General features: G+C 67.3%; 19 protein-coding genes. 4 read left to right on the forward strand and 15 right to left on the reverse strand.

Annotated features, from left to right (window positions below):
• Position 1: 1 nt before the first annotated feature.
• The 10 genes from ACVKN3_RS04525 to ACVKN3_RS04570 all read right to left on the reverse strand — a co-directional run bounded on the left by ACVKN3_RS04525 (position 2) and on the right by ACVKN3_RS04570 (position 10,739).
• Positions 2–1,975 carry a tetratricopeptide repeat protein gene (locus ACVKN3_RS04525; protein WP_354513872.1) on the reverse strand — a complete coding sequence of 658 codons (1,974 nt, stop codon included), beginning with the start codon at positions 1,973–1,975 and terminating at the stop codon, positions 2–4.
• Entirely contained in the window at positions 1,972–2,952 is a 981-nt protein-coding gene (locus tag ACVKN3_RS04530; protein WP_036143508.1) for a VWA domain-containing protein, read from the reverse strand. The genes ACVKN3_RS04525 and ACVKN3_RS04530 overlap by 4 nt, the downstream gene beginning before the upstream one ends.
• Positions 2,945–3,451, reverse strand: coding sequence for a DUF4381 domain-containing protein (locus ACVKN3_RS04535; RefSeq protein WP_354513870.1), 507 nt, complete (start codon positions 3,449–3,451; stop codon positions 2,945–2,947). The genes ACVKN3_RS04530 and ACVKN3_RS04535 overlap by 8 nt, the downstream gene beginning before the upstream one ends.
• Positions 3,451–4,374 carry a DUF58 domain-containing protein gene (locus ACVKN3_RS04540; protein ID WP_354513868.1) on the reverse strand — a complete coding sequence of 308 codons (924 nt, stop codon included), beginning with the start codon at positions 4,372–4,374 and terminating at the stop codon, positions 3,451–3,453. Before ACVKN3_RS04540 ends, ACVKN3_RS04535 begins: the two co-directional genes overlap by 1 nt.
• Entirely contained in the window at positions 4,371–5,363 is a 993-nt protein-coding gene (locus tag ACVKN3_RS04545; RefSeq protein WP_036137882.1) for an AAA family ATPase, read from the reverse strand. The genes ACVKN3_RS04540 and ACVKN3_RS04545 overlap by 4 nt, the downstream gene beginning before the upstream one ends.
• A gap of 143 nt (positions 5,364–5,506) precedes the next feature.
• A complete protein-coding gene (pilQ, locus tag ACVKN3_RS04550) occupies positions 5,507–7,747 on the reverse strand; it encodes a type IV pilus secretin PilQ (RefSeq protein WP_354513866.1) in 2,241 nt (746 codons plus the stop codon).
• Positions 7,748–7,766: 19 nt separating this feature from the next.
• A complete protein-coding gene (locus ACVKN3_RS04555) occupies positions 7,767–8,294 on the reverse strand; it encodes a pilus assembly protein PilP (protein ID WP_036137885.1) in 528 nt (175 codons plus the stop codon).
• Entirely contained in the window at positions 8,294–8,944 is a 651-nt protein-coding gene (locus ACVKN3_RS04560; protein ID WP_036137887.1) for a type IV pilus inner membrane component PilO, read from the reverse strand. Before ACVKN3_RS04560 ends, ACVKN3_RS04555 begins: the two co-directional genes overlap by 1 nt.
• Positions 8,941–9,681, reverse strand: coding sequence for a PilN domain-containing protein (locus ACVKN3_RS04565; RefSeq protein WP_285405171.1), 741 nt, complete (start codon positions 9,679–9,681; stop codon positions 8,941–8,943). Before ACVKN3_RS04565 ends, ACVKN3_RS04560 begins: the two co-directional genes overlap by 4 nt.
• Complete coding sequence (locus ACVKN3_RS04570) at positions 9,681–10,739, reverse strand: pilus assembly protein PilM (protein WP_036137892.1); 1,059 nt, start codon at positions 10,737–10,739, stop codon at positions 9,681–9,683. Before ACVKN3_RS04570 ends, ACVKN3_RS04565 begins: the two co-directional genes overlap by 1 nt.
• Before the next feature lie 232 nt (positions 10,740–10,971).
• Between ACVKN3_RS04570 and ACVKN3_RS04575 the strand changes: the two genes are divergently transcribed.
• Entirely contained in the window at positions 10,972–13,548 is a 2,577-nt protein-coding gene (locus ACVKN3_RS04575; protein ID WP_036137894.1) for a penicillin-binding protein 1A, read from the forward strand.
• A gap of 38 nt (positions 13,549–13,586) precedes the next feature.
• Positions 13,587–14,213 carry a hypothetical protein gene (locus ACVKN3_RS04580; RefSeq protein WP_354513863.1) on the forward strand — a complete coding sequence of 209 codons (627 nt, stop codon included), beginning with the start codon at positions 13,587–13,589 and terminating at the stop codon, positions 14,211–14,213.
• Positions 14,214–14,489: 276 nt separating this feature from the next.
• Here ACVKN3_RS04580 and ACVKN3_RS04585 read toward each other — a convergent pair whose 3' ends face one another.
• From ACVKN3_RS04585 to glnE, 4 genes are all read right to left on the reverse strand, one after another.
• The gene (locus tag ACVKN3_RS04585) at positions 14,490–15,785 is read right to left on the reverse strand and encodes a citrate synthase (protein ID WP_285405166.1); all 1,296 of its coding nucleotides are present in this window, start codon (positions 15,783–15,785) and stop codon (positions 14,490–14,492) included.
• 271 nt (positions 15,786–16,056) lie between these two features.
• The gene (locus tag ACVKN3_RS04590) at positions 16,057–16,302 is read right to left on the reverse strand and encodes a type B 50S ribosomal protein L31 (RefSeq protein WP_036137903.1); all 246 of its coding nucleotides are present in this window, start codon (positions 16,300–16,302) and stop codon (positions 16,057–16,059) included.
• Between the two features lie 84 nt (positions 16,303–16,386).
• Positions 16,387–17,334, reverse strand: coding sequence for a nucleoside hydrolase (locus ACVKN3_RS04595; RefSeq protein ID WP_285405162.1), 948 nt, complete (start codon positions 17,332–17,334; stop codon positions 16,387–16,389).
• A gap of 50 nt (positions 17,335–17,384) precedes the next feature.
• Entirely contained in the window at positions 17,385–20,273 is a 2,889-nt protein-coding gene (gene glnE / locus ACVKN3_RS04600; RefSeq protein WP_354513861.1) for a bifunctional [glutamate--ammonia ligase]-adenylyl-L-tyrosine phosphorylase/[glutamate--ammonia-ligase] adenylyltransferase, read from the reverse strand.
• Between the two features lie 177 nt (positions 20,274–20,450).
• On the opposite strand from glnE, the gene ACVKN3_RS04605 reads away from it, so the two are divergent.
• Together ACVKN3_RS04605 and ACVKN3_RS04610 are read left to right on the forward strand one after the other, a co-directional pair.
• Positions 20,451–22,343, forward strand: coding sequence for an LTA synthase family protein (locus tag ACVKN3_RS04605; protein ID WP_354513859.1), 1,893 nt, complete (start codon positions 20,451–20,453; stop codon positions 22,341–22,343).
• A gap of 213 nt (positions 22,344–22,556) precedes the next feature.
• The gene (locus tag ACVKN3_RS04610) at positions 22,557–23,564 is read left to right on the forward strand and encodes a hypothetical protein (RefSeq protein ID WP_354513857.1); all 1,008 of its coding nucleotides are present in this window, start codon (positions 22,557–22,559) and stop codon (positions 23,562–23,564) included.
• Positions 23,565–23,668: 104 nt separating this feature from the next.
• On the opposite strand, the gene ACVKN3_RS04615 is transcribed toward ACVKN3_RS04610, so the two are convergent.
• Positions 23,669–24,556 carry a hypothetical protein gene (locus ACVKN3_RS04615; protein WP_354513855.1) on the reverse strand — a complete coding sequence of 296 codons (888 nt, stop codon included), beginning with the start codon at positions 24,554–24,556 and terminating at the stop codon, positions 23,669–23,671.
• Positions 24,557–24,744 lie beyond the last annotated feature (188 nt).

Raw genomic sequence — 24,744 nt, forward strand, 5'->3', positions numbered from 1 at the left:
GTCATTCCTCCGGCTCCGCACCATGGCGACGCTGGTACTCGAGCATGAATTTTCTTCTTAGCAGGCCGCCCGGATCGTCGGGCACGCGCAGCAACGCGCGTTGCACGTCGGGCGGCAGTTTCGATGCCGCATCGCCGGCGGACAATGCGCCCAGGTCGTGCGGCTTGCCATCGTCCTTCTTCGCGTCCTGCGCAGCGGCCTTCCCGGACATGGCCTGGTCCATCTTTTCCTTCAACGCCTCCTGGGCACGCTCGGCTTCCGCTTTCTCGGCCGCGGACTTGGCGGCCGCATCGCCCTGTGGCGGCTGCGCCTTCTCGGTGCCCTTGTCGCCGTCCTTCCCGGAAGCACTGTTTTCCTTGCCGTCCTTGCCGTCGTCACCCGGCTTCTCGCCATCCTTGCCGGGCGGCTGGTCCTTGCCCTGGGATGGATCTTTCCCGTCTTTGCCGGATGAGTTTTTAGAGTCGTCGCCCGTGTTCCTGGGGTCCTGCTGGCCGGCGTCGTTCTTGTCGCCGTTGCCCTGCTGACCGTCCTTGCCGTTCTTGCCCTGCTGGTCCTTGTTACCCTGCTGATTCTTCCTGTCCTGCTTGTCTTTCCCGTCTTTCGAAGCGTCGTTTTGCTTCTTGAGGAAGTCGGCCACCGCCGCGCGATTCGCGGCGGCGTCCGCATTGTGCGGATCGAGCTTCAACGCGCGATCGTAGGCCGCCAACGCGTCCTCGTAGTGCTGCTGCTTTGCCAGCGCATTGCCGAGGTTGTATTGCGAATCGGTGTCGGTGCCGGACTGGAGAGCGTGCTGTGCCGTGGCGAAATCGCCGGCCTTGTAAGCCGCCGCGCCACGCAAGGCAGGGCTGCGCGCCAGCGCCTGCGCCCGTTTGGCGTCGCCTTCGCGCAGGGCGGCGGCGGCCTGCTGGTCGGGCGTGCGGAAGGCATCGACCACGCCGTCGGCACGTGCCGATGGCGACCACGGCAGGCAGGCCAGCAACAAGACCAGCATCCAGCCCCGACGAAACGCCAGCGCGACGAGCGGCAACAGGGGCAGCAGCAGCCACGGGCCGCGGTCCTGCCACGCGCCCGCCTGTGCGCCGTCCACCGCCTTGCCCTGCCCGTCGTCGTGCAGCATGCCGGCCAGGATGGCGACATCGGTGCCGCCATCCGCCAGCGGAACGAAGCGACCGCCGCCGGCAGCGGCCACTGCCGACAACGCGGCGTCGTCACGCGCCGCAAGGGCGATGGCGCCGCTATCGTCCTTGAGGAAGCCGCCGTCCGGCGTTGGCACTGGCCCGCCTCGCACCGTACCGACGCCGAGCACGGAAACGCGTGCCCCGGCGGCGCGCGCACGCGCCGCGGCCGTCACGGCCGAGCGATCGGCGGTATCCGTCACGAGCACGATGGAGCCGCCGCGAAGATCCGCATGACGGACCAGGTCGGCCGCCATGTCGATCGCCTTGGCCGGGTCGTCGCCGGTCACCGGCATGGTGTCCGGCGAGAGCGCCGTCAGCAGGTCGTCCACGCTGTGCGCATCCGTGGTGAGCGGAGCGACGATGAAGGCTTCGCCGGTGTAGGCGATCAGTCCGTTCATCCCGTCGCGGTTGGCCGCATACAACTCGCGGACCTTGTAGCGCACGCGGCTGAGTCGATCCGGCACGATGTCCTTGGCCAGCATGTGCGGCGACATCGACACCACGACCACCTGCGCCGCGTGTTCGGCGAAGAGCTTCTGCGATTGCCGGTTCCAGGTAGGGCCGGCCAGGGCCAGCACGGCGAGCAACCCGGCAGCGACCACGGCGACAGCCGGCCCGCGCGAGCCCGAGGGCGTGCCGTCGAGCAGATAGGGCAACAGGGCGGGATCGGCCAGCCGCGACAGTGCACGCGACGACGAACCGCGGCGCCCGACCAGCCAGGCGATCGGCGGAACCAGCAGCGCCAGCCACAACCACTGCGGCTGCAGGAAATGGAAGTCGGCCATCGAGGGAATCATCGACGTGCGCTCCCGCCCAGGTAGCGCGGCGCGGCGCCGACCATCAGCAGACCCAGCGCCAGCAGCAACGGCCAGCGGAACAATTCAATATGCGGACGCAGTGCGGCGCCTTGTTGCGGCAACGGTTCGAGGGCGTCGATGGCACGATACGCCTGCGCGATTTCATCGGTGTCGGTGGCGCGGAAGAAACGACCGCCGGTCTGCCTGGCGATATCGGTGAGCATGCCTTCGTCCAGATCGGCCGACGGGTTGACCGTGCGGCTACCGAAAAAATCGGGGACACGCATTGCCGTGGCACCGATGCCGATGGTGTAGATGCGCACGCCCGCCGCCTTCGCTGCACGGGCCGCCTCGCGCGGTGCGATGGATCCGGCGTTGTTCACGCCGTCGGTGAGCAACACCACCACGCGCGCCTGCTCGGGAAGGCTGGCCAGTCGTTTTACGGCCACGGCCAGGGCATCGCCGATCGCCGTCTCGCGACCCGGCAGTCCGACCACGGCACCGTGCAACTGCGCACGCACGGCATCGAGGTCATAAGTGAGCGGCGTGACCAGATAGGCCTGCGAGCCGAACAGGATGAGGCCGAGTTCATCGCCCGCACGGCGATCGATGAAGTCGCCGGCGATGGCCTCCACGGCGGCGAAGCGCGTGACCGCGCGACCGGCCAGGCGCATGTCGTCAAGCGACATGCTTCCGGAAAGATCGACGGCGAGCATCATTGCGCGACCGCTGCGCTGTTGGGGCTCGGGCGGGCCCAGTTGCTGCGGACGCGCCGCGGCGGCGACCAGGCACAGCCAGGCCAGCGCGAGCAGCAGGGTGGACGCGAACGGCGCCCGCATCGACGCGGCCTGGGTCAGCGCCAGCCCGGGCTGCGGCAGGTTCAGCGCCTGCGCGGGCCGCACCGGCCGCAACACGCGACGCAGCAGCCACGGCAACGGCAAGGCAAGGAACATCCAGGGCCACGCAAACTCAGGCAGGAACATGCGATGCCCTCCCCGGCGTGGCGGACGAAGGACGACGACGCATCGCCTCGCGTATCCAGGCTTCCGCATCGCGCGCCACGACCGGCACGTCGAGCGACGCGGCCGGCTGGTAGATCGCGGTATCGAGCTGCGCAAGACGGGTTACATCGCTGCGCGGTGCCAGCGCGACCAATGCGTCGCGCCATGCCTCCCCACGCAGCGTGACACTGCGGGTGTCACGCATACGGGCGACACGGCGGAGCAACTGGCTGACCGATGCGGCGAAGCACGCGGTGTCGCCGTCCGCGGCATGCCGTGCACGGGCCTCACGCAGCTCGCCGAGCGTCGTGTCCACGTGCCGGCGCCACGCCCGGCGGCGACGCCAGACGATCGCGCCGGCTGCCAGCGCAACCAGCAGCAGGCCGAGCAGCACCCACCAGCCCGGCGCCAGCGGCCACCAGGCGGACACGTGCGGCACGTGGATGTCGCGCAGTACCGGACCCTGGTCGGGCATCAGCGTGCCCTCCTGCTGGCGCCCAGCAACGCGACGATCGCTTCAAGGGGATCTTCGCTGGTGTCGATGGAGCGCACACGCAGGCCCAGGCCACCCGCCAGCGCGGTGAGCTTGCGCTGGCCCTCGCCGAGTCCGCGCGCGAACTCGGCACGTTGCCGGTCGCCCTGCAGCGCCAGATCGTAGTGGGTGCCGCGGTAGGCGATCGGATAGCGGCCGGCCGGCGGCTCGGCCAGTTCCAGCGGATCGGCCACGCCCAGCACCGACACCTCCGCCTTGCCGATCAGCCCGAGCATTCGCCCCCGTGCCGCGTCATCGACGGCGAAACCATCGCTGACAAGCAGCACCCGGGACGCGCCGTGCATGAGGCGACCGGCGCGTTGCAGGGCACCCGAAAGTGGTTCGTCGGCGTCCGGCGGAAGCGCATCCCACCCAGCGATGGCACCGAGCACCGTCAGCGCACCACGTGGACCGCCCTGCGGCCGGACGAGCTGGCGCTGGCCACCGAAGGCGAGCACGCCAACGCGTTCCGAGCCGCGCATCGCGTACCACGCGGCGATCGCGGCGGCACGCGCGGCCTGCACCGACTTGAAGCGGGTACGCGTGCCGAAACGCATGCTGGCATTCATGTCGAGCAACACGAGCAGGCGGCCTTCGCGCTCTTCCTGGAACAATTTCGTATGCGCCACGCCGCTGCGTGCGGTCAGGCGCCAGTCCATGCGGCGGACATCGTCGCCGGCCTGGTAGACACGCGACTCCGCGTAATCCATGCCACGGCCGTGCAGCCGCGCGGGGCGCTGCCCGCTGCGCGGCGCGCGCGAGACGACCTGGGGGGCCGGGGCGCGCGCCACGCAGGAGCGCAACGCGATGAGTTCGGGCAACGACACGTGGACGCGCCCATCGGCAACGGCAGGGGCGACGGTCACGGCAGCGGCACGAGATCCAGCAGGCGATCGATCACGGCATCGGTGCGCACGCCTTCCGCCTCGGCCTCGTAACTGGGCAGCACGCGGTGGCGCAGCACTTCGTGGGCGATGGCGTGGATGTCCTCGGGCACGACGAAGTCGCGACCGGCCAGCCACGCATGCGCGCGGGCGCAGCGATCCAGTGCGATGGTGGCGCGCGGGCTGGCGCCCCAGGCGATCCAGCGCGCCAGCTCCGGACCGTATTTACCGGCCTCGCGCGTGGCGACCACCAGCTGGGTGATGTAGAGCTCCAGCGGCGCGGCCATGTGCACGGCGAGTACCGCGTCGCGCGCGGCGAAGACATCCGCGGGACGCAACATATAGGCCGGCGGCGGCACGGGATGCATCGCCTCGCGGGCCTGCTGGCGCGCCAGCCGCAGGATGGCCAGCTCGGCTTCGGCGTCCGGGTAGCCGATGGTCACGTGCATCAGGAAACGATCCAGCTGGGCCTCGGGCAGCGCGAACGTGCCCTCCTGCTCGATCGGGTTCTGCGTGGCCATGACCATGAACAGGTCCGGCAGCGGCCACGTGCGGCGACCGATGGTGATCTGCCGTTCGGCCATCGCCTCGAGCAGGGCCGACTGCACCTTGGCGGGCGCGCGGTTGATCTCGTCGGCCAGCACGATGTTGTGGAACAGCGGCCCCCGCTCGAACTCGAAGCTGCCCGTCTGCGGGCGGAAGATGTCCGTGCCCGTGAGGTCGGCCGGCAGCAGGTCGGGCGTGAACTGGATACGGTGGAAGTCCGCTTCCACACGGGTGGCCAGGGCCTTGATGGCCGTCGTCTTGGCAAGCCCGGGCGCACCCTCCACCAGCAGGTGGCCATCGGCCAGCAGCGCGATCAGCAAGCACTCCACCAGGTGGGGCTGCCCGATGATGCCGCGGGTCAGTTCCTCACGCAGGCGGAGGAAGGCCTCCTGGAGCGGGGTCGTGGCGTTCGGCGTCTCGGACATCGGTGGATCTCGTATCGGGTGGAAGACCGATGAGACCACAGTCGGCCCGGGAAGTTTAATCCGCTTTCGGTGAGAGCCCTGCCCGCAAACGAAAGAGGCGGCCCGAAGGCCGCCTCCCGATATCGCCTTGAAACGCGAGTTGCTTACTGCAGCGTGTCGGACAGGATGCGCGGCGTCACGAAGATCAGCAGCTCCGCCTTATTGTTACCGCGGTTGGTACGGCGGAACAGCACGCCCAGGCCCGGGATATCGCCGAGGCCCGGCACCTTGTCGGTCGTGTTGGTCTTGGTGATCTCGTAGATGCCACCCAGGACCACGGTCTGGCCGTTGTCGACCAGCACCGAGGTGTTGATCTCGCGGGTGTCGATCTGCGGCACCGAACCGCCGCCCGGGCTGGTGACGAACTGGGCCAGCGCATCCTTCTTGACGTTGATCTTGAGGTACACGCGGCTGTCGGCGGTGATCGTCGGGGTCACGCGCAGCTCGAGCACGGCATCCTTGAACTGCACGGTGGCGTTCTGCGCGCCACCGCCCGAGCTAGACGCCTGGTAGGTCACGTAGCCGATCTGCTGGCCCTGCTTGATGATCGCTTCCTGCTGGTTGGCCGTGATCACGCGCGGGCTGGAGATCAGTTCGCTGCGGCCTTCGGTCTGCGCGGCCGAAAGCTCCAGGTCCACCAGGTAGTTGGCACCCAGGATCGCCAGGCCGATGCTGCCCGACGGGTTGGACACCGGCAGGTTGACGTTGTAGCCGCCCGGCAGGGTGATCGTGTTGTTGGCGAGGGTGCCCTGGCCGGCGGCGTTGGTGGCATCGATCGTCCGCACCTGGGTCACCAGGTCGCTCGTGCCGGTGCCCTTGGTGCCGCTGCTCAGGTCCGGCGTGGTGCCGGTCACCTGGTTGGGGTTGTTGTGGTTGAACGCCTGCACGCCCCAGCGCACACCCAGCTGACGGGTAAAGGTATCGGTGGCCACGACGATGCGTGACTCGATCAGCACCTGCTGGACCGGGCGGTCGAGCGTGCCGATCAGCTCACGCAGGTCGCGGATCTTGTCCGGCGTATCGTTGATCAGCAGCGTGTTGGTGCGGTCGTCGAACGACACGCTGCCGCGGCCGGAGAGGAAACCGCGCGAGCCGCTGGTGGACGCGCCGCCGCCGGTGCTGGTCATGCTGCCCTGGGTCAGCAGCTTGGCGATGTCCTCGGCCTTGCCGTAGCTGATCGGGATGTAGTCGGAGACCAGTTCCGCGGAATCCTGCGCCTTCTGGCGGGCATCGGCGAGGCTCTGCTCGTAGCTGGCCAGTTCGGCCTGCGGGGCGATCCAGATGACGTTGCCGCTACGACGCTTGTCCAGGCCCTTGGCCCGCAGGATCACGTCCAGCGCCTGGTCCCACGGCGTGTTGACCAGACGCAGCGTGACGCTGCCGCCCACGGTGTCGGAGGCGACCAGGTTGAGCTTGGCCTCGTCGGCGATCAGCTGGAGCGCCGAACGCACGGGGATGTCCTGGAAGTTGAAGGTCAGGCGGGAACCCGAATACGTCGGGTCCTGACCCTTGGCGGCCTTGCCGGTCGGCGCGGCGGCCTTCTTCGGGGCCACCTCGACCACGTAGTCGGCACCGCTCTGGTAGGCCGACACGTCCACGTCGCCCTTGGTGCGGATGTCGAGGCGGGCGCCGCCCGGCGACGCCTTGGACTCGATCGACTGTACCGGGGTGGCGAAGTCGAGCACGTCCAGGCGCTGGGCCAGCTTCGGCGGCAGCGACGAGCCAGCCAGGCTGACGATCACGTGGTCGCCTTCGCGGCGCATTTCCGGCGTGGTGCCGGTGCCGCCCAGCGTCACCATGACGCGGCCTTCGCCGTTCTGGCCACGACGGAAATCGATGTTGGACACCGGCGAGCCGGCGCTGGAAGGCAGCGCCTTGGTCGGGTCGCTCACGGTAGCGGTGGTGGTCGTCGCGCCGGTCGGTCCGTTGTTCACGGTGACGAAAAGCGTCTTGCCTTCCACACGGGTGCGGTAGGCCGACTCGCGGAACAGTTCCACCGTGACGCGGGTCTTGCCGGCCGCGGAGATCACCGACACACCCTGGGTCGAGCCCTTGCCGATGTCGAGGTGGCGGGTGCTGTAGGCGTTGGTGGTGCCCGGCAGGTCGATGGCGATACGCGGCGGATTGTTGGTCGTGAAGACCTTCGGCGTCGGCGCCTGCGCCGAGAAGGCCAGCCGCAGTTCGATGCGGCCGCCCGGCTGCGCGTCGTAGCTCACGTTCTGCAGCGTGTTCTGCGCCGCGGCGGTGCCGGCGAAGGCACCCGCCATGGCCAGTGCGGTGCCGAGGATCCAGCGGCGCGCGCGGTAACGCGCGCTGCCCGGCGGATGATTCAATTTGGTCGTCATGTGCGTCATCCCCGAGTTCTTATTTTTCGCCGACCGCGATGCTTGCCGGGCGCTCCATCCAGCCGCCCGAGCCATTCGGCACCAGTTCGACCAGATCGATCCGATCCTCACCCACGGACGTGATACGACCGTAGGCCTGACCCATGTATTCGTTGCGATGGACCCGATGGATCACGCCACCGGGGTCCTTCACGAGCGCCTCCAGGCTGGCACCAGCACCAACCGTGCCAACCATCTTCAGGCTGTCGAGGCCGAACATCTCCAGCGGTTCCTTCGGCCGGTTTTCGTCCGGGCGCGGACCGCTGGCGACGTTGCTGTCCATCTCCGCCGTGCTGGGGCTGAAGGGATCGCGCGCGCCCTGATCCTGGTACGCAAAGGTTTCGAACGTGCGGATCACGGGCAGTGGCGGGATGGGCTCGCCCTTCTTGTGCTTCTCGGCGTCCACCCACTCGCGCAGGTCGGACGTGCCCTTGGTGCAGCCGGCCAACGAGAGCGCGCCGAACAGGGCGATGGCCAGCGGGCGGGTCAAGGCGTCATGGCGTTTCATCACGGCGTCGCCTTCTGCAGCTTGGATTTCGCCTGCGGGGTCTCGTCGTCCTCGAGGTAGCGATAGGTCTTCACGGTGCCCTGCAGCACCAACTGGCCGTTACCCGGATTCTTCGCGTCACCGGCCTTCGGGCTCAGCGACACGTCGTGCAGCGTCAGAATCACGACGCGGGGCAGCGAGGCCACCCCACTGATGAAGGTGCCGAACTGGTGGTAGGTGCCCACCATCCGCAGCGTGATCGGCTTCTCGGCGTAGAAGTCCTTGGGCGTTTCCGGACCGGGCTGGAACAGCTCCGTCTCGATGCCCGCGGCCAGCGCCGTCTGCGAGATGTCGATCAGCAGCTCGGGCATTTCCGTCTTGCTGGGCAGCTGGCGCAGCAGCGTGCGCAGCATGTCCTGCATGTCGGACAGCTGCTGCTCCAGGGCCTCGAGGTTGGCCGATTTGGCCTGCTTCTGCGAGAACTGGCCCTTGAGGGTCTCTTCCTGCGATTCGGCGGAGGCCAGGTCGTCCTGCTGGCTGCTGATCTGGAAATACCAGCCGCCCAGCATCACCACGACGAAGACCAGGCCGGTGAAGAACGTCTTGATGGGCTTCGGCCAGCCGCCGACGTTGTGCCGGTCGAGGTTGCGCAGATCGTCGAAGAACTTCATGGCTTGACTCCCGCCGAAGCGGCCGCGGCCGGCAGGGTAGCCGCCGGCGGCATCGTCGTGGTGGCGGGCCGGGCGGGCGCCGTGGCGACGGGTGCCGGCGCGCCGGTGACCGCCTTCGCCGCCTGGGCCAGTGGCGCGGGGACCGCGGCTGCGGTCGGCATGGCCGCCGTCGAGGCGCCGGCCGGGGCGGTGTCGCCGGGGGTCTTCAGGTGCACGTCGAGGCCGAACGTATACGGCATGCGCGACGCGTCATGGGTGTTTTCGGTCTTGCGCAGGTCCGCATGGCCCATCCACGGCGACGCTTCCACGTTGCGCATGTACTCGGCCACGCTGGAGTTGGACTGCGCCACGCCGTCGAGCGACATGGAATCGCCGGACTGCTTCATGCCGGACAGGCGCGCGGACGCGGGGATGGTTTTCACCAGTTCGTCGAACAGGTGGACCATCTGCGAGCGGTTGGCCTGCAGTTCCTCGATGATCTGCTTGCGCTGGAGCAGGTCGGCGCGGACCTTTTCCAGGTCCTTGATCTTCTCGATACGGTCGTCGAGCTGCTTGATCTCGCTTGTCAGGTAGCTGTTCCGCTCGTTCTGGTTGTCGATCCGGGCATCCATCCACAGCGACCAGCCGATCAGCACGACCAGGGCGGCACCGAAGGCCAGGCCGAGCTGGATATAGAACTCCCGCTCACGCTGCTTGCGGCGCTCGGCACGCCAGGGGAGTAGGTTGATCCGTGCCATCAGTCGAAGCTCCTCATGGCGAGGCCGACGGCGATCATCAGCGCGGGGGCGTCCTGGGCCAGCGTCTGGGCCTGCACGCGGTTGGACAGGGCCATGCGTGCCAGCGGGTTGGCGACGACGCAGGGCACGCCCAACTGCTGCTCGAGCAATTCAGTGATGCCGTCGATCGAGGCGCAGCCGCCGGCGAGCACCACCTGGTCCACGCGGCTGTATTCGCTGCCCGCGAAGAAGAACTGCAGCAGGCGGCTGACCTGCTGCACCAGCGAGTCCTTGAACGGTTCCAGCGCTTCCATCTCGTACGATTCGGGCAGGCCGCCCTTGCGCTTGGCCCGGCCGGCTTCCTCGTAGGACAGGCCGTAGCGACGCATGATCTCGTCGGTCAGCTGCTTGCCGCCGAACACCTGCTCGCGCGAATAGATCGTGCGCTGGTTCTTCAGCACGGCCAGGGTGGTCATGGTGGCGCCGATATCGACGACGGCGACCAGGGCGTCCCGCGACACTGCGAGCTGGTCGGCGACCATGCCGAAAGCGTTCTCCATGGCGAAGGCCTCGACGTCGACCACGCGGGCGGTCAGGCCGCCCAGGTCGAGCGCGGCGATGCGCATGTCGACGTTCTCGGTGCGCGACGCCGCCAGGAGCACGTTGTTCATCTCGGGGTTGTCGCGGACCGGGCCCATCACCTCGAAGTCGAGGCTGACTTCCTCGATCGGGTAGGGAATGTACTGGTTGGCCTCAACCTGGATCTGCCCTTCGAGGTCGTCCTCGGACAGATCGGCCGACATGGGGATGATGCGGGTGATCACGGCCGAGCCCGCCACGGCGGCGGCCGCGTGCTTGAGCTTGGATCCGGACCGGGCCAGAGCGCGGCGAATGGCTTCGCCCACTGCCTCGACCTCGACGATGTTCTTTTCGACGACAGCGTTGGGCGGCAACGGCTCGACGGCATAATGCTCGACGCGGTAACGCCCACCGGCCTGACTGAGTTGTAGCAGCTTTACGGCGGTCGAACTGATATCGACACCGATGAGCGGCGCCGCTTTGGGTGTAAAGAGCCCCACGTTTCCCCCTTCCCCGCGCCTTGTCGGAATTGGTCTTCGGCGCGATGGCATTAGATCGAAATCTTAACGGATTGGCAACGGCCCGCTAGGGCCCTGCCGGCACCAATTCACAAATAGCGTCACTGGGTTAGCGAAAACCCCTCACCTTCCGTCGAACCCGGGGCGACCGCCCCACCTGACGGCGAAGCTCTATACTCCGCCACGACCCTCACGCCGGTGAACCCCTTCCTCCATGCGAATTCTCAAGCGTCTGCTGCGCATCGGGCTGTATCTCGCCCTGGCCGGCATCCTTTTCGTGGTAGGCGCCATCGGCGTCGCCTACTGGCTCCTGGCGCCGCGCCTTCCCTCCGTGGCGGTGCTACGTGATTACCACATGCAGGTTCCCTTACGAGTATTGAGCTCGGACGGACGCCTGATCGCCTCGTTCGGTGAGACCCGCCGTATCCCGGTGCACATCGCCGACGTGCCCGCACGCCTCAAGAATGCCGTCTTATCGGCCGAGGACGGCGACTTCTACAGCCATCCCGGTGTCGACTGGCACGGCATCGCCCGCGCCGGCATCCACGTGATCCTGTCCGGCGGCGACAAGGGCCCGGGCGGTTCGACGATCACCCAGCAGGTAGCCCGCAACTTCTTCCTCAGCCCCGAGAAGCTCTACTCGCGCAAGCTGACCGAGGTGTTCATCGCCCTGCGCATGGAAAACGAGCTGACCAAGGACCAGATCCTCGAGCTGTACATCAACAAGATGTTCCTCGGGCACCGGTCCTACGGGCTGGCCGCCGCGGCCTCGTATTACTACGGCAAGACGCTCGACCAGCTGACCGTGGCCGAGTGCGCGTCGCTGGCGTCCACCTTCCAGTTGCCCTCGGTGGTCAACCCGCTGAACAACCCCACCCGCCTGGTCAACCGCCGGAACTGGGTGCTCGGCCAGATGCTCTCCAACCGCTTCATCACCAAGGCGGAATACGACGAGGCAGTGAAGGAGCCGAACGACGCCTTCCCGCACGAGCAGCAGATCGAGGTGGATGCCCCGTACCTGGCCGAGATGGTCCGCCAGCAGGTGCTGGAGAAACTGGGTAACGATGCGCTCACCGAGGGCTACGTCGTGCGTACCACGGTGCCCAGCGACAGCCAGGCGGCTGCCAACGACGCCCTGCGCGGCCGCCTGTCCGCCTACGATCGCCGCCACGGCTACCGTGGCCCGGAAGGCCACGAGGAACTGGCGGCACAGGCCGGTCCCGACGAATACGACCGGGTTCTCGCCGGCTACACGGGCGTGGCCGGCATGATGCCGGGCATCGTCACGGCCACGGGCGCGAAGGAGGCCACGGTGTACCTGTCCGCGAAGGAAACCGCGACCATCAGCCTGGAATCGATCGCCTGGGCCCGCCCCTATGTCAACGAAGGCCGTGCAGGTGCCGCGCCCACCCGGGTGGACAGCGTGCTCAAGCGGGGCGACATCGTCCGCCTGATCCGCAGCGAAAAGGACGACCTCTCCGAGAACGCCAGTGCGTCCGACACGGCCAAGGTCAGCACCGAGGCCCGTCCGGAACCGGCCAAGGGCCCCTGGCGCCTCACCCAGATCCCCGCCGTGCAGGCCGCCCTGGTCTCGCTGGATCCGGAAGACGGCGCCGTCCGTGCGCTGGTCGGCGGCTTCAGCTTCGTCCGCTCGAAGTTCAACCGCGCCGTCATGGCCGCCCGCCAGCCGGGCTCCAGCTTCAAGCCCTATCTGTATTCGGCGGCGTTCGAGCGCGGCTTCACGCCTGCTTCCATCGTCAACGATGCCCCGGTGGCCTTCCCCGACCCGTCACGCCCCGACGGCATGTGGACGCCGGCCAACGACGACGGCAAGTTCGCCGGCCCGATGCGCTTGCGCGAAGCCCTGGTCCAGTCGAAGAACCTGGTCTCGGTGCGCCTGCTGGATGCCATCGGCATCCGCTTCGCCCGCGATTACATGACGCGCTTCGGCTTCACGCCGGACGCCCTGCCGCAGAACCTGTCGCTCGCCCTGGGCACGGCCTCCGTCTCGCCGATGAGCATGGCGCGCGGTTACGCGGTGTTCGCCAACGGCGGCTACCTCATCACACCGTATTTCATCTCGCGGATCGACGACCGCGACGGCAAGCCGGTTTACGTGGCCAATCCCGAGCGCGCCTGTGCCGAGTGCCAGGAGCGCATGCTGAACCCCACGCCGGCCGGCCCGCCCACCCAGGCATCTACGGCCCTGATCCCGGCCAAGCCCGCCGCCAGCAGTTCTGCGGCCGGTGTCGGTACCGGCGATGCCGTGCTGCCCGCCGACGCCCACGACAACACGGCGCAGGCGCCGAAGCTGGCGCCGCATGTGATCGACGTGCGCAACGACTACCTGATCACCTCGCTGATGCAGGACGTGATCAAGCGCGGTACCGGCTCGGCGGCACGTGCGCTCGGTCGCGACGACCTGGCAGGCAAGACCGGTTCCACCAACGATCACCGCGACGCCTGGTTCGTTGGTTTCAACGGCGACATCTCCACGGCCGTGTGGGTCGGCTTCGACGACTTCAGTTCGCTGGGTCGCGGCGAGTTCGGTGCCAAGGCGGCCCTGCCCATCTGGATGGATTACATGGGCGCGGTGCTGAAGGACAAGCCGTCACATACGCTGGCCATGCCCCCGGGTATCGCCACGGTGCAGATCGATCCCGGCTCCGGCCTGCCCTCGCCGGGCGGCATGAGCGAAGTCATGAAGGTGGAAGATGTCGACCGCCTGCGCGAGCAGGCCGCACAGAAGCAGGAAGAGGAACAGCAGGACCACGCCTACGACATCTTCTGACGGCACACGTACACATACACACCACACGGGGGTGAGTCATGGCACGAGGCGAACACCACAAGATCCATGCCCAGGACAGGGCCCAGCGGCATCGCGTCCTGGTCGCCCAGGAGGCGGCCCGCCTGATGAGCGAGCATGGCATCCGTGACTTCCACCACGCGAAGCTGAAGGCCGCGGAGCGGCTGGGTATCGTCGACACCCAGGCGCTGCCGCGCAACCACGAGATCGAGGACGCGCTGCGCGAGCACCAGCGCCTGTTCCAGGCCGACACACAACCCCAGGCCCTGCGGGCGCGCCGCGAGGCGGCGATCGAGGCGATGCGCTTCCTGCGCGGCTTCGATGCGCGACTGGTCGGTGCCGTGCTGGAAGGCACCGCCGACGACCACTCGGCCGTCTGCCTGCATCTCTTCAGCGACGATCCCGAGGCACCTGTGCTGTTCCTGCAGGAACAGGGCATCCCGCTGGAAAACCAGACCCGTCGGCTGCGCTGGTCCAACGATGCGCAGAGCGAACACCCCGTGCTGCTGTTCGGCGCGGACGGCATCCCGTTCGACCTTACCGTGCTGCCCATGGACGCCTTGCGCCAGGCCCCGCTCGACCGTGTGGACGAGCGCCCCATGCGCCGCGCCACCGTGTCGATGGTCGAGGCCCTGTTAGCCGGGTAGGAGCGCACGATGTGCGCGAACCCTGAACCTTGCTACGTCGAATGAAGCCGCCCCTCGCACAAATTAAGGCGTTTCCGAGCGCAAAACGAAGCAAACCCGGCGCCGACCGGGTTCACGGAAACGCCTGCGCATGCGGCCTGCAAGGTTCACCGGGCTCACGGAAACGCCTGCACATGCGGCCGTTCGGCTTCATTCGCGTGATGGGATCTGAGGGTTCGCGCACGTGCGTGCGCTCCTACCGCGCTAAAAAAAAGGCCCGCATTTGCGGGCCTTTTTTTAGCGCTTGTCGTTCGGGATGTAATCGCGAACGTCGGCGCCGGTGTAGATCTGACGGGGGCGGCCGATGCGGGCGCCCGGGGTTTCGTGCTGTTCGATCCAGTGGGCGATCCAGCCGGAGGTGCGCGCGATGGCGAACATCACGGTGAACATCTCGGTGGGGATGCCCAGTGCCTTGTAGATGATGCCGGAGTAGAAGTCGACGTTCGGGTAGAGCTTGCGCTCCACGAAGTAGTCGTCCTTCAGCGCGGCTTCTTCCAGCTTCATGGCGACGTCGAGCAGCGGGTCGTTGACGCCGAGCTCCTCGAGCACCTTGTGGCACATCTCGCGGATGATCTTCGCGCGCGGATCGAAGTTCTTGTAGACGCGGTGACCGAAGCCCATCAGGCGGAACGAATCGTTCTTGTCCTTCGCGCGTTTGACCGCGTTCTCGACCTTGTCGGCGGAGCCGATTTCCTCGAGTTGCTTGAGCACGGCTTCGTTGGCGCCGCCGTGTGCCGGGCCCCACAGCGCCGTGATACCCGCGGCGATGGACGCATACGGATTGGCGCCGGTGGAACCGACGAGGCGAACCGTGGACGTCGACGCGTTCTGCTCGTGGTCGGCATGCAGGATGAACAGCAGGTCGAGCGCCTTGGCGACTACCGGGTTCAGTTCGAGCGGCTCGCTCGGCACTTCGAACATCATGTGCAGGAAGCGGGTGACGTACTCGAGGTTGTTGCGCGGGTAACGCGTCGGCCAGCCGATCGAGTGACGGTAGATGGCGGCCGAGATGGTCGGCATCTTCGCGATCAGGCGGATGGCGGCGAGCTTGCGGTCTTCCGGATTATCGACATCGAGCTTGTCGTGATAGAACGCCGACAGCGACGCGATGGAACCGGCCAGCATGGCCATCGGGTGCGCGTCGTGGTTGAAGCCACGCAGGAAGAACTTCAGGTTCTCGTGCATCATCGAGTGATGCGTGATGTCGTGCTCGAACGCGGCGTATTCGGTCTTGTTCGGCAGTTCGCCGTTGAGCAGCAGGTAGGAGGTTTCGAGGAAGGTGGACTTCTCGGCCAGCTGTTCGATCGGGTAGCCGCGGTACAGCAGCACACCCTTGTCGCCGTCGATATAGGTGATGGCGCTCTTGGTGCTGGCGGTGCTGCCGTAACCCGGATCGTAGGTGAAGTAACCGGTGTCCTTGTACAGCGTGCCGATGTCGACGCACTCGGCGCCGAGCGTGCCGCCGATGACCGGCAGTTCGCTCACGGGCTTGTTGGATTCATCGACCAATTTGACGGTTTTGGCGTCGGACACGGCGAGCTCCTCTGTGCTTTGTTCCCGCCGCCTCCCCCTCGGGGAAACGACGTAGCCATGGTTGGGATAACGGCCCCCTGGGGAAGGCGCCGTACCGGTCGCAACCCGCGACCGAAGTTCCCCATTATCACACAGAGGCTCTTCGAACGTCCGTTAGCCCGGCGTGTAAACCGCGCACGCAAAAAGACACGGGGCAAGCCTTGAGCCTGCCCCGTGTCGTCTATCCTCGCGACACGCCACCCCGCAGGCGGCGCGCGGATGATGTCGCTGCTTACTTCTTGCCGTAGCGCTGACGGAACTTGTCGACGCGACCGCCGACGTCCAGCGTCTTCTGCTTACCGGTATAGAACGGGTGCGAGTGGCTCGAGATATCGAGCTTGATCACCGGGTATTCGTTACCGTCTTCCCACTTGACGGTGTCCTTCGAGGACATCGTCGAACGCGTCAGGAACGCGAAATCGGAGGAAAGGTCCTGGAAGACCACCGGCTGGTACTTCGGATGGATGTTCTCTTTCATGGCTTGAACCTGAGAAATAGCGGGGTGAAAAGAGCGGCATTGTAGCCCGCACCCCGGGCCTTCGCAACCGGCGGGCAGGGATACCTAGGCGGACGCCGTCGGCGCGGCGCCCAGGGCGCCGGCGATCAGCTGGCCGAAGCGATCCTGGTCGACTTCCAGCACCACCCGGGCGTTGGGGCGCCCACCCAGCCGGCCCTGCCAGTCCACCACGGTGGCGCCGCGGGTCAGCCGCCCGTCCAGTTCGATGGCGACATGGCGGGTTTCCGCCCGGACGATCATCGCGGGGTCCAGCGCCACGGCCATGGCCAGCGCGTCGGCGGCGATGAAACCCGTGCGCTCGTGGGCGGCGTTGAAACGGCGCGCCGTGCCGAAGATCTTCTCGAAGAAGGCGGCGCGGTGGTCGCCCGCCGATACCCAGCCGTCGTAGACCTCGTCGGGGAAGGCATGGCGGACCGTCGCTTCCCAGTCGACCAGGTCGAACCCCTCGAAGGCCTCGAACACGACGTGCGCGGCTTCCGGATCGAAGCCGATGTTGAACTCGGCGGGTATCCGGCCGGTGTTGCCGTGCCCCGTCACCGCGCCGCCCATGACGACCAGGCGCTTGACGCGCGAGGGGAACGAGGGATCGAGCCGCACGGCCAGGGCCAGGTTGGTCAACGGTCCCAGCGCCACCAGGGTCAGCTCGCCCGGGCGCTCGCGGGTCAGGCGGATCAGGGCGAGGGCCGCGTGCTCGGCATGCGCCGTGTGGGCCGGCTCGGCGAAGCCGACATCGCCGAAGCCGTCCGCGCCATGCACGAACGCGGCGTCCTCGTCGGGGGCGCGCACCAGCGGCGACGGGCAACCGGCGAACACCGGCGTGGTGGCGCCGATCAGCTCCACGAGGGTGCAGGCGTTGCGCACCGTGTGGCCCAGGCCGACGTTACCGGCGGCAACCGTCAGGGCGGTCACATCGGTGTGCGCATGGGCCATCAGGATGGCCAGCGCGTCGTCCACGCCGGGGTCGGTGTCGATCAGCAGCGGCAGTCGGGTCATCGGGGTATCGGTCCGTGGACGGCCGCACAGCATAACGCCGGCCGCCATCTTCAGACAGCCTGGCGGGACGCCGCGTCGGTGGCGGCGAAGGCGAAACCGAGCTCGCCCGCCACCTGGGTCACCCCGGCGAGCACCCGATCCAGCGAGGGCGTGCGCGTGGCGATGCGCGAACGGAGGTCCAGCGTGCAGGCGAGGCCGGCCTGGAGCAGGTCGGCATGCGCGACATGCAGCGTATCGGCCTGCGCCTGGCTCAGCAGGCCCTGCTCGCGCAGCACGTCGATCAGCGGACTGCTGGCCGGCGTATCCAGGATGGCCGGGCACGTGGCGGCATGCGCCAGCACCATGCCCTGCAGGATGAACTCGATGTCGATCAAGGCGCCGCCGCCCTGTTTCAGGTCGACATGCCCCCCGTCGGAACGATCGCGCTCGCCGCGCCAGCGCGCACGCATCGCGCTCACCTCAGCGAGGACGCGTGCGGCGTCACGCGGCGTGGCAAGGATGTCCCGTCGGATCTCGGCCAGCAGCCCACCGACGCGCGCATCCCCCGCCACCGGCCGGGCACGCAGCAGCGCCTGGTGCTCCCAGGTCCACGCACGGTCGCGCTGGTAGGCCTCGAAGGCGTCCACGCTGGCCACGAGCAAGCCCTTGGAGCCGTCGGGGCGCAGGCGCGTATCCACGTCGTAGAGCTTGCCGGCGTGGGTCTGCGCGCTCAGCCAGTGCATGACCCGCTGGGCCAGTCGCTGGTACCAGCGCGTGCCGTCGACCGGACGTGGACCGTCGCTCATCGCGTTGGCGCGCTTGCCGTCGTAGACGAACACCAGATCGAGGTCGGAGGCGAAACCCAGTTCCTCGCCGCCGAGGCTGCCATAGCCCAGCACCGCGAAACCGCTGCCCTCGCCGGGAAGGCGCCCGTGCTGCGCGGTCAGTTCACGCGTGGCCAGGGCGAGCACCGCCGCGACCACCGCCTCTGCCAGGCCGGCCAGGCGCCGCGCGGTAGCCGTTGCGTCGGCCCGCCCGTCGTTGAACGCCAGGCCGAGGCGGAACGCGATGCTGGAGCGGAATTCGTTGATGCGCTCCAGCTCGTGCTCCGCGTCGCGCTCGTCCAGCGTGCCGAGCGAGCGGGCCATCTCCGCCGAGATGTCCGCGCGCTTCAGCGGTAACTGGTCGATGCGCGGATCGAGCACGTCGTCGAGCAGAAGCGGTTGCGCGATGACACGCTCGGCCAGGAACGCGCTGTCGGCGAAGACATGCGCCACGCGGCGACGCGCGCTGGGCTGCTCATCCAGCAGCGCCAGGTAAGACGAACGGCGCGCCACGGCCTGCACGAGACGAAGCATGCGCAACAGGCTGGCCGCTGGCGAGGCACTGCCCCGGGCCGCGCCGATCAGCTGCGGCATCAATCGCTCCAGCCGCTCGGACGAGCGTGCCGACATCGATCGCACCGACGCCGCGCGTGGCAGCTTCACCAGCTCCGCGGCCACATCGTGGCCCGGACGAAAACCCGATGCTTCCAGTGTCTCGCCCACGAGTGATTCGTCTCTGGCGGCGTTCCATAACTCGACGTCGGCCGCCGGCGCCACCGCCTTGCCGCCGGCCTCCGGCACCAGCACCGCGGCGAACTCGGCGGACACCGCATCGCGATGGCCGGCCAGCACCTCCGCCAGCGCGTTCCACGAGGGGTAATTCATGCCCAGGGCAAGACGCTCGCGCGACAGCTCGTCGTCGGGAATATCGTGCGTCTGCGCGTCGCGCAGCATCTGCACGCGGTTCTCCAGCAGGCGCAGGAACAGGTAGGCCTCGCGCAACAGCTTTGCCCGCGCCGCCGGGATGTAACCTTTCGCCTCGCAGGCACGCAGGGCCGGCAGCAGCCCGCGCACGCGCAGGGCGGGGTCGCGCCCGCCGCGGATCATCTGGGTGAGCTGCACCACGAATTCGATTTCGCGGATACCGCCCGGCCCCAGCTTGAGGTTGCCGGCCAGGTCCTTGCGTGCGACCTCGGCATCGATCAGCGACTTCATCTCGCGCAGGCCGGCGAACGCCGTGTAGTCGAGGTAGCGTCGATACACGAACGGCCGCAGCATGTCCTGCAGTTCGCGGCCCGCGACCCGGTCGCCGGCCACGGGACGCGCCTTGATCCAGGCATAACGTTCCCAGTCGCGGCCCTCGCGCTGGTAGTACTGCTCCATCGCGGCGAACGGAAGCGCCAGGCGCCCCGCGTTGCCGAACGGGCGCAGGCGCAGGTCGACGCGGGCGCAGATGCCGTCCACGGTGGGTTCGGCGAGCAGGCGCACCAGCTGGCGTGTCTCGCGGATGAAGTACTCGCCGTTGTCGAGGGGGCGCGCGCCATCGGTCTCGCCACCGGAGGCGTAGGCCAGCACGAGGTCGATATCGGAGGAAAAATTCAGCTCGTTGCCGCCCAGCTTGCCGAAACCGACAACCACCATGCGCTGCTCCACGCCGGCGGGGTCGCGCGGGCGGCCGTAGCGCGCGTGCAGCGACTGCTCGGACCAACGCAGGGCGGCCGACAACAACGTTTCGTACAGCGCGCTGGTGGAGGCCAGGGTGTCGTCCACATCGTCCAGGCCATTGACGTCGCGGAACACGATACGCAACGCCTCGGCGTGACGAAAACGACGCAGCATGGCCATGCTGCGCTCCTCGTCGGCCGGCAGGTCGAGCGAGGCGGCACGGGTGCTGGCATCCGGATTGCCGCGGAGGCGTTCCAGGCCGGCAGGCGCCAGCAGTTCCGGCTGGCGACGCAGCACATCGAACGCGAAATCCGAGGCCAGCAAGGTGCGGCGGATGCGCTCGGCCACGCCGGCGTCGTCGTGCAGCGGCACGCGCGCCGCGCGGCATGCCGCCATGACGTCGGCATAGCGGTGGTCGATGAGGGCGCGGAGTTCGGGACTCTCGCGTGGCGCTGGCGTGGAAGCATTCATGGGATGGTCATTGTGCCCGAGGCGGACCGGTCGCGGCCGGGTTCGCAAAACTGAGGTTTTTCTTGCGAATCATGACCTTTTTTGTCATGACATTTCGATGACCGCCTGACAACCGGTTCATGTCCATTACGTTACAGTCCCGATCCCCTCACGACAGGGGCGCGATACGAGGACGCTATGACTCTCCTTTCATCACATGGGCGTGACATCGCCGGACGGGTCGCCCTGCCGCTGTGCCTGGCGGTCGCGTTCGTCCTCTATACGGGGTTTCTCGACGGCAATCCCGGCGTCGCCAGCAGCGCGTGGGCGGAGCGCCCCTGGCACCTGTTCGCCAATGCGCTGCCGGGGCTGTTGCTGGCCTCGCTGCTGCTGGTGCTCACCCGTCGCGCCTGGTTGTCCTTCGGCATCGCCTTCCTCGTCCAGGGTGCCGTGCTGGCGGTCAGCGCGATCAAGATGAAGAACCTGGGCTCGCCCCTGCTGCCGGCCGATTTCCGCATGGTGGGCCAGCTGAAGAACGGCGGCCTGCACCTCCTGGGCGGCTACCTGCCCGCCAGCCCGTTGCCCTACCTGGCCATCCTCGGCGTCGTCGCGCTGATCGTCCTGGTCGCCCGCGTCGAGCCACCGTTGTTCGCAAGGCGCACCCATGGCCGCCGCCTGGTCTCCGGGCTGGCCCTGTTCGCGTTGATCGGCACGCTGGCCGCGGGGGTGCCGGCCTGGTCGGCGATGTACAACAAGGACCGCCTGGGCATGCAGCCGTGGTCCGCCGCGTCCAATGCCGGATACAACGGCGTGGTCACCACCCTCATGCAGTTCCGCCTGCAGAATGCCGGCAGGAAGCAGAAGGCCGATCCGGCCGAGGCGCAGCAGTTCCTTGCCGCCACGGATGCCCAACTGCGCCAGCACATGGCCGGCGCCGCCACCAACGCACGCCAGACGCCGGACATCGTGGTGATCCAGAGCGAATCCTTCTTCGACCCCGGTGTCATCCGCGGGATCGAGCACGAGGACTTCGCGCCGAACCTGCATCGCCTGGCCGAGCACGCCAGCACGGGGCAACTGCACGTGCCAACGTTCGGCGGCGGCACCATCCGCACGGAGTTCGAGGTCTTGACGGGGTTGTCGCTGCGTTACTTCCCGACCATGCAGTTTCCTTACCTGCAGATGCAGGCGGGCGTGATGCCGGGCATGGTCCGTGTCCTGCGCTCGCACGGTTACGAGACCGTCGCGGTGCATGGCAACGACGCCGGGTTCTGGAACCGCACCGCGGCATTCAAGTCGCTGGGCTTCGACCGCTTCGTGTCGCAGCCGGATTTCCCGAAGGATTTCCGCAAGGACGGCGAGTACATGGCCGACAGCGCGATGACCGACGAGATCATGAGCCAGCTGAAGGATGCCGGCCCGCCGCGCTTCGTCTTCGCCATCAGCATGGAAGCCCACGGTCCGTACGACAAGTCGGTGAACATCGACACGAAGGAACGCGACGCCATCGCCGTGCCCGACGGCATCAGCGACGATGCCAAGCTGCAGCTGCGCAACTACATCTATCACATGCGTCACGCCGACGCGGAGCTGGGACGTCTCGCCGCCCTGCTCAAGCAGCGTGAGCGCCCGACGCTTTTGCTGTTCTATGGCGATCACCTGCCCGCCCTGGTCGAAACCTACGACAAGGCCGGCTTCGTCAACGGCGACACGATGCTGACGCAGACCGTGCCCTACGTGCTGATCGACGCGCACGGCGATGGTCCGGCCCCCGTCAAGGCCGATCTCGCGGCGTGGATGCTGCCTGGCAAACTGCTGGAGCAGGCCGGCATACACGACGATCCCTACTTCGCCCTCACCCAGGTTGTGGGCCAGCAGCTGGCATCGCTGACCCATGCCCCGGATGCGAAAGAGGCAGCCGAGGACGCCGGGCTGGCGTTCACCGACACGTCGATGAAGAACATCGCGATGCTCCGGATGAAGCGCAAGCTTGATCCGCTGGTAGCCAGCTATGCGCCTGCCGACGCAGGGACGACTCCCCCTCGTCAGGGCGATGCCGAACCCGCGGCGGGAGCCGGCGCCGGGCAATGATCCGCTTTCGCAACATAATGCGAAGGCGTGCCGAATTTACAGCGTGATTGCAGGCCCCTGCCGGCTATCGGTGCCCTGGATCACGAAACACCTGTCATCGCAGCGATAGCTTGGTTTTGCACCCATGGCGGTGCGGGAGCCGGGGGGACGCGCGCCGACCACCGTTGGTCGACGGCACAGGGACGACGCCCTTTCAACGCAGGAGTCGTACGCATGAAAAGGTTCGCTTCCATCGGCAAGGTCGTGGTGCGCGCAGGCATGATCGCTGCCCTGTTCTCCCTCGCGGCGGGCGCCGCCGCGGCGGATACGCCGACATTGGTACCGCTGGCCCAGCTCACCCGCGTCGGTACGATGCCGGACAGCGCCAAACCGGCCGGCATCCCCGACGATTACGTCGTCACACCCAATGGCTATTTCTCCCCCGATTGCGTGGCTACCGTGCATGCCGGGGACGAACTGCAAACGAACGGCATGATCCGCCGCGCCTCGGGCACCATGGAAAAAGCAGCCACCTGCGGCAAGGCCAATTACACCTTGCAGGGTGAACGCATCGAAGCCGACGGTCGGCGCACGCTGCGCAGCACGGCGACGCCGCCACCGGAACAGAGCGGCTGGGTGCAGTCGGCGAACTACACCAGCAGCAAACCGATCGGCCGCATCGTTGCCACGTGGACGGTGCCGAGCGCCCCCACGACGAAAGACGACCAGGTCATCTATTTCTTCCCCGGCCTGGAACAGCTGCCCACGGTGAAGTCCATCCTCCAACCGGTACTGGGCTGGAACGGCTACAACGACAAGGCCTGGACGCTGGCCAGCTGGAACTGCTGTGTCGACGGCACCACCTTCCATAGCGATCCGATTCCGGCGAGCGCGGGCGATACCGTGGTGGGCGACACTTACTCCACCTGTGCGGCGGGCCAAGCGTGCGCCACGTGGAAGATCGACTCGCGCAACACCACCACGGGCAAGACCAGTTCGCTGACCACCAACCCGTATGCCGACCTGACCTGGGTCTTCGGCGGTGTGCTGGAGGTCTACAACGTCTCCACCTGCGGCGAGTATCCCGGCGGCCCGATCACCTTTCGCAACATCCAGGTGTATGACCGCAACAACACGCGCGTCGCGTCGCCCCCGTGGCAGGGCAGCAACACCTCCGGCATCAATCCCCAGTGCAATTACGGCCTGAGCACCACGGCGACATCGGCCACGATCTCGTACTGAGCCCATGGCCTGACAGGGCTTGCCCGGCGATGACTCCGAAAGGACGGGTGGCGATGCTGCCCACCCGGAGGAGTCATCCTCCCGTCACCTGGCCTAACGAGACATCAGCGAGGGCGGAGCTCAGGCGCCTGGTCGTTCTCGCTGTAATTGAATGGGGGAACGGCATCGTTTCCTTCCAGTTTCACGATGGGCACTACACGCCCTGTCGCGGATGCGAAATCCCGCTGCCCCTTACGCGCTTCCTCGACGCCGGCGGCACCACGCTCGGCTGCGTAGAAGATGGCCTCGATCGGCAGACGGGCCGGAATGTCCTGCGGCCACTCCGCGATCATCAGTTCCATGTAACGCCTCGAGGGAATCTCCAGTCGGCCGCCCTGACGAGCGAGGATACTGAGCTCGAACGAGAAGGTATCCACGCCGAACGAGCACTGGTGCAATGCCCGACGGCGAAACGCATCGGGTGGATTCTCCGGCTCGGGCGCCACTGAGAGGTAGTGCTGTGCGAAGGCTTGCGTGGTCACGATGCCTTGCTCGGCGCAGGGCCGGCTGTCGACCGGATAATCCGCACTGGCACCGCATCCGTAGGGGCCGCGCTCCAGGCTCGTAACGGCGTCGTACGGAAACGAGCACTTCATCTGCCACACGTAGCCACCGTCCTCGCTCCAGCGATCCGCGGGTACGGCGATGAAGCCTGCCGTCTGGCCGAACAGTTCACGCGAACCGACGTCGCGGCGAAAATAACTGAACGACACACCGTAGTACTCGTCGTCGGGGCGAGGATTCCAGAAGTGATAGCTCGCTCCCAGAGCCGCATTGCGTATCAGTACGCCACTGCAGAAGTACGCGGCACGCTGGCCACCGTCACAGACCGATCGAACGTCGTCATAACGGGCGTTGAGCGCGGCGGCGACGTCGTCGCCTGCGGACTGCGCCTGCGGTGGGCGGGATGGTTGCCGTGTACAGGCGACGGACAACGTCAAAACGATGAACAACCAAAACCGGCCTTTCCTTGCCATGGATAGCGCTCCTGCGCGTGGGATGAGCGCCCAGATAAGCCTTCCCCGCCGCGGATCGCAAGCCCGATCGCCAGGCGTTTAAGGCCGTGCACATAGCAAACGGTTGATCGGTAGACGCATTTGCTCGGCGCATAAAAAAGGCCCCGCTTGCGCGGGGCCTCTCA

The organism is Luteibacter sp. PvP120 (genome assembly GCF_054055715.1).

Excerpts from the sequence above, each read along its gene's own strand:
- ACVKN3_RS04560 (WP_036137887.1), bottom strand. The coding sequence starts at position 8,944 with ATGAAGTTCTTCGACGATCTGCGCAACCTCGACCGGCACAACGTCGGC.
- ACVKN3_RS04535 (WP_354513870.1), bottom strand. The coding sequence starts at position 3,451 with ATGCCCGACCAGGGTCCGGTACTGCGCGACATCCACGTGCCGCACGTG.
- ACVKN3_RS04565 (WP_285405171.1), bottom strand. The coding sequence starts at position 9,681 with ATGGCACGGATCAACCTACTCCCCTGGCGTGCCGAGCGCCGCAAGCAG.
- ACVKN3_RS04575 (WP_036137894.1), top strand. The coding sequence starts at position 10,972 with ATGCGAATTCTCAAGCGTCTGCTGCGCATCGGGCTGTATCTCGCCCTG.
- ACVKN3_RS04595 (WP_285405162.1), bottom strand. The coding sequence starts at position 17,334 with ATGACCCGACTGCCGCTGCTGATCGACACCGACCCCGGCGTGGACGAC.
- ACVKN3_RS04605 (WP_354513859.1), top strand. The coding sequence starts at position 20,451 with ATGACTCTCCTTTCATCACATGGGCGTGACATCGCCGGACGGGTCGCC.
- ACVKN3_RS04525 (WP_354513872.1), bottom strand. The coding sequence starts at position 1,975 with ATGATTCCCTCGATGGCCGACTTCCATTTCCTGCAGCCGCAGTGGTTG.
- ACVKN3_RS04590 (WP_036137903.1), bottom strand. The coding sequence starts at position 16,302 with ATGAAAGAGAACATCCATCCGAAGTACCAGCCGGTGGTCTTCCAGGAC.
- ACVKN3_RS04555 (WP_036137885.1), bottom strand. The coding sequence starts at position 8,294 with ATGAAACGCCATGACGCCTTGACCCGCCCGCTGGCCATCGCCCTGTTC.
- ACVKN3_RS04580 (WP_354513863.1), top strand. The coding sequence starts at position 13,587 with ATGGCACGAGGCGAACACCACAAGATCCATGCCCAGGACAGGGCCCAG.
- ACVKN3_RS04610 (WP_354513857.1), top strand. The coding sequence starts at position 22,557 with ATGAAAAGGTTCGCTTCCATCGGCAAGGTCGTGGTGCGCGCAGGCATG.
- ACVKN3_RS04545 (WP_036137882.1), bottom strand. The coding sequence starts at position 5,363 with ATGTCCGAGACGCCGAACGCCACGACCCCGCTCCAGGAGGCCTTCCTC.
- glnE (WP_354513861.1), bottom strand. The coding sequence starts at position 20,273 with ATGAATGCTTCCACGCCAGCGCCACGCGAGAGTCCCGAACTCCGCGCC.
- pilQ (WP_354513866.1), bottom strand. The coding sequence starts at position 7,747 with ATGACGACCAAATTGAATCATCCGCCGGGCAGCGCGCGTTACCGCGCG.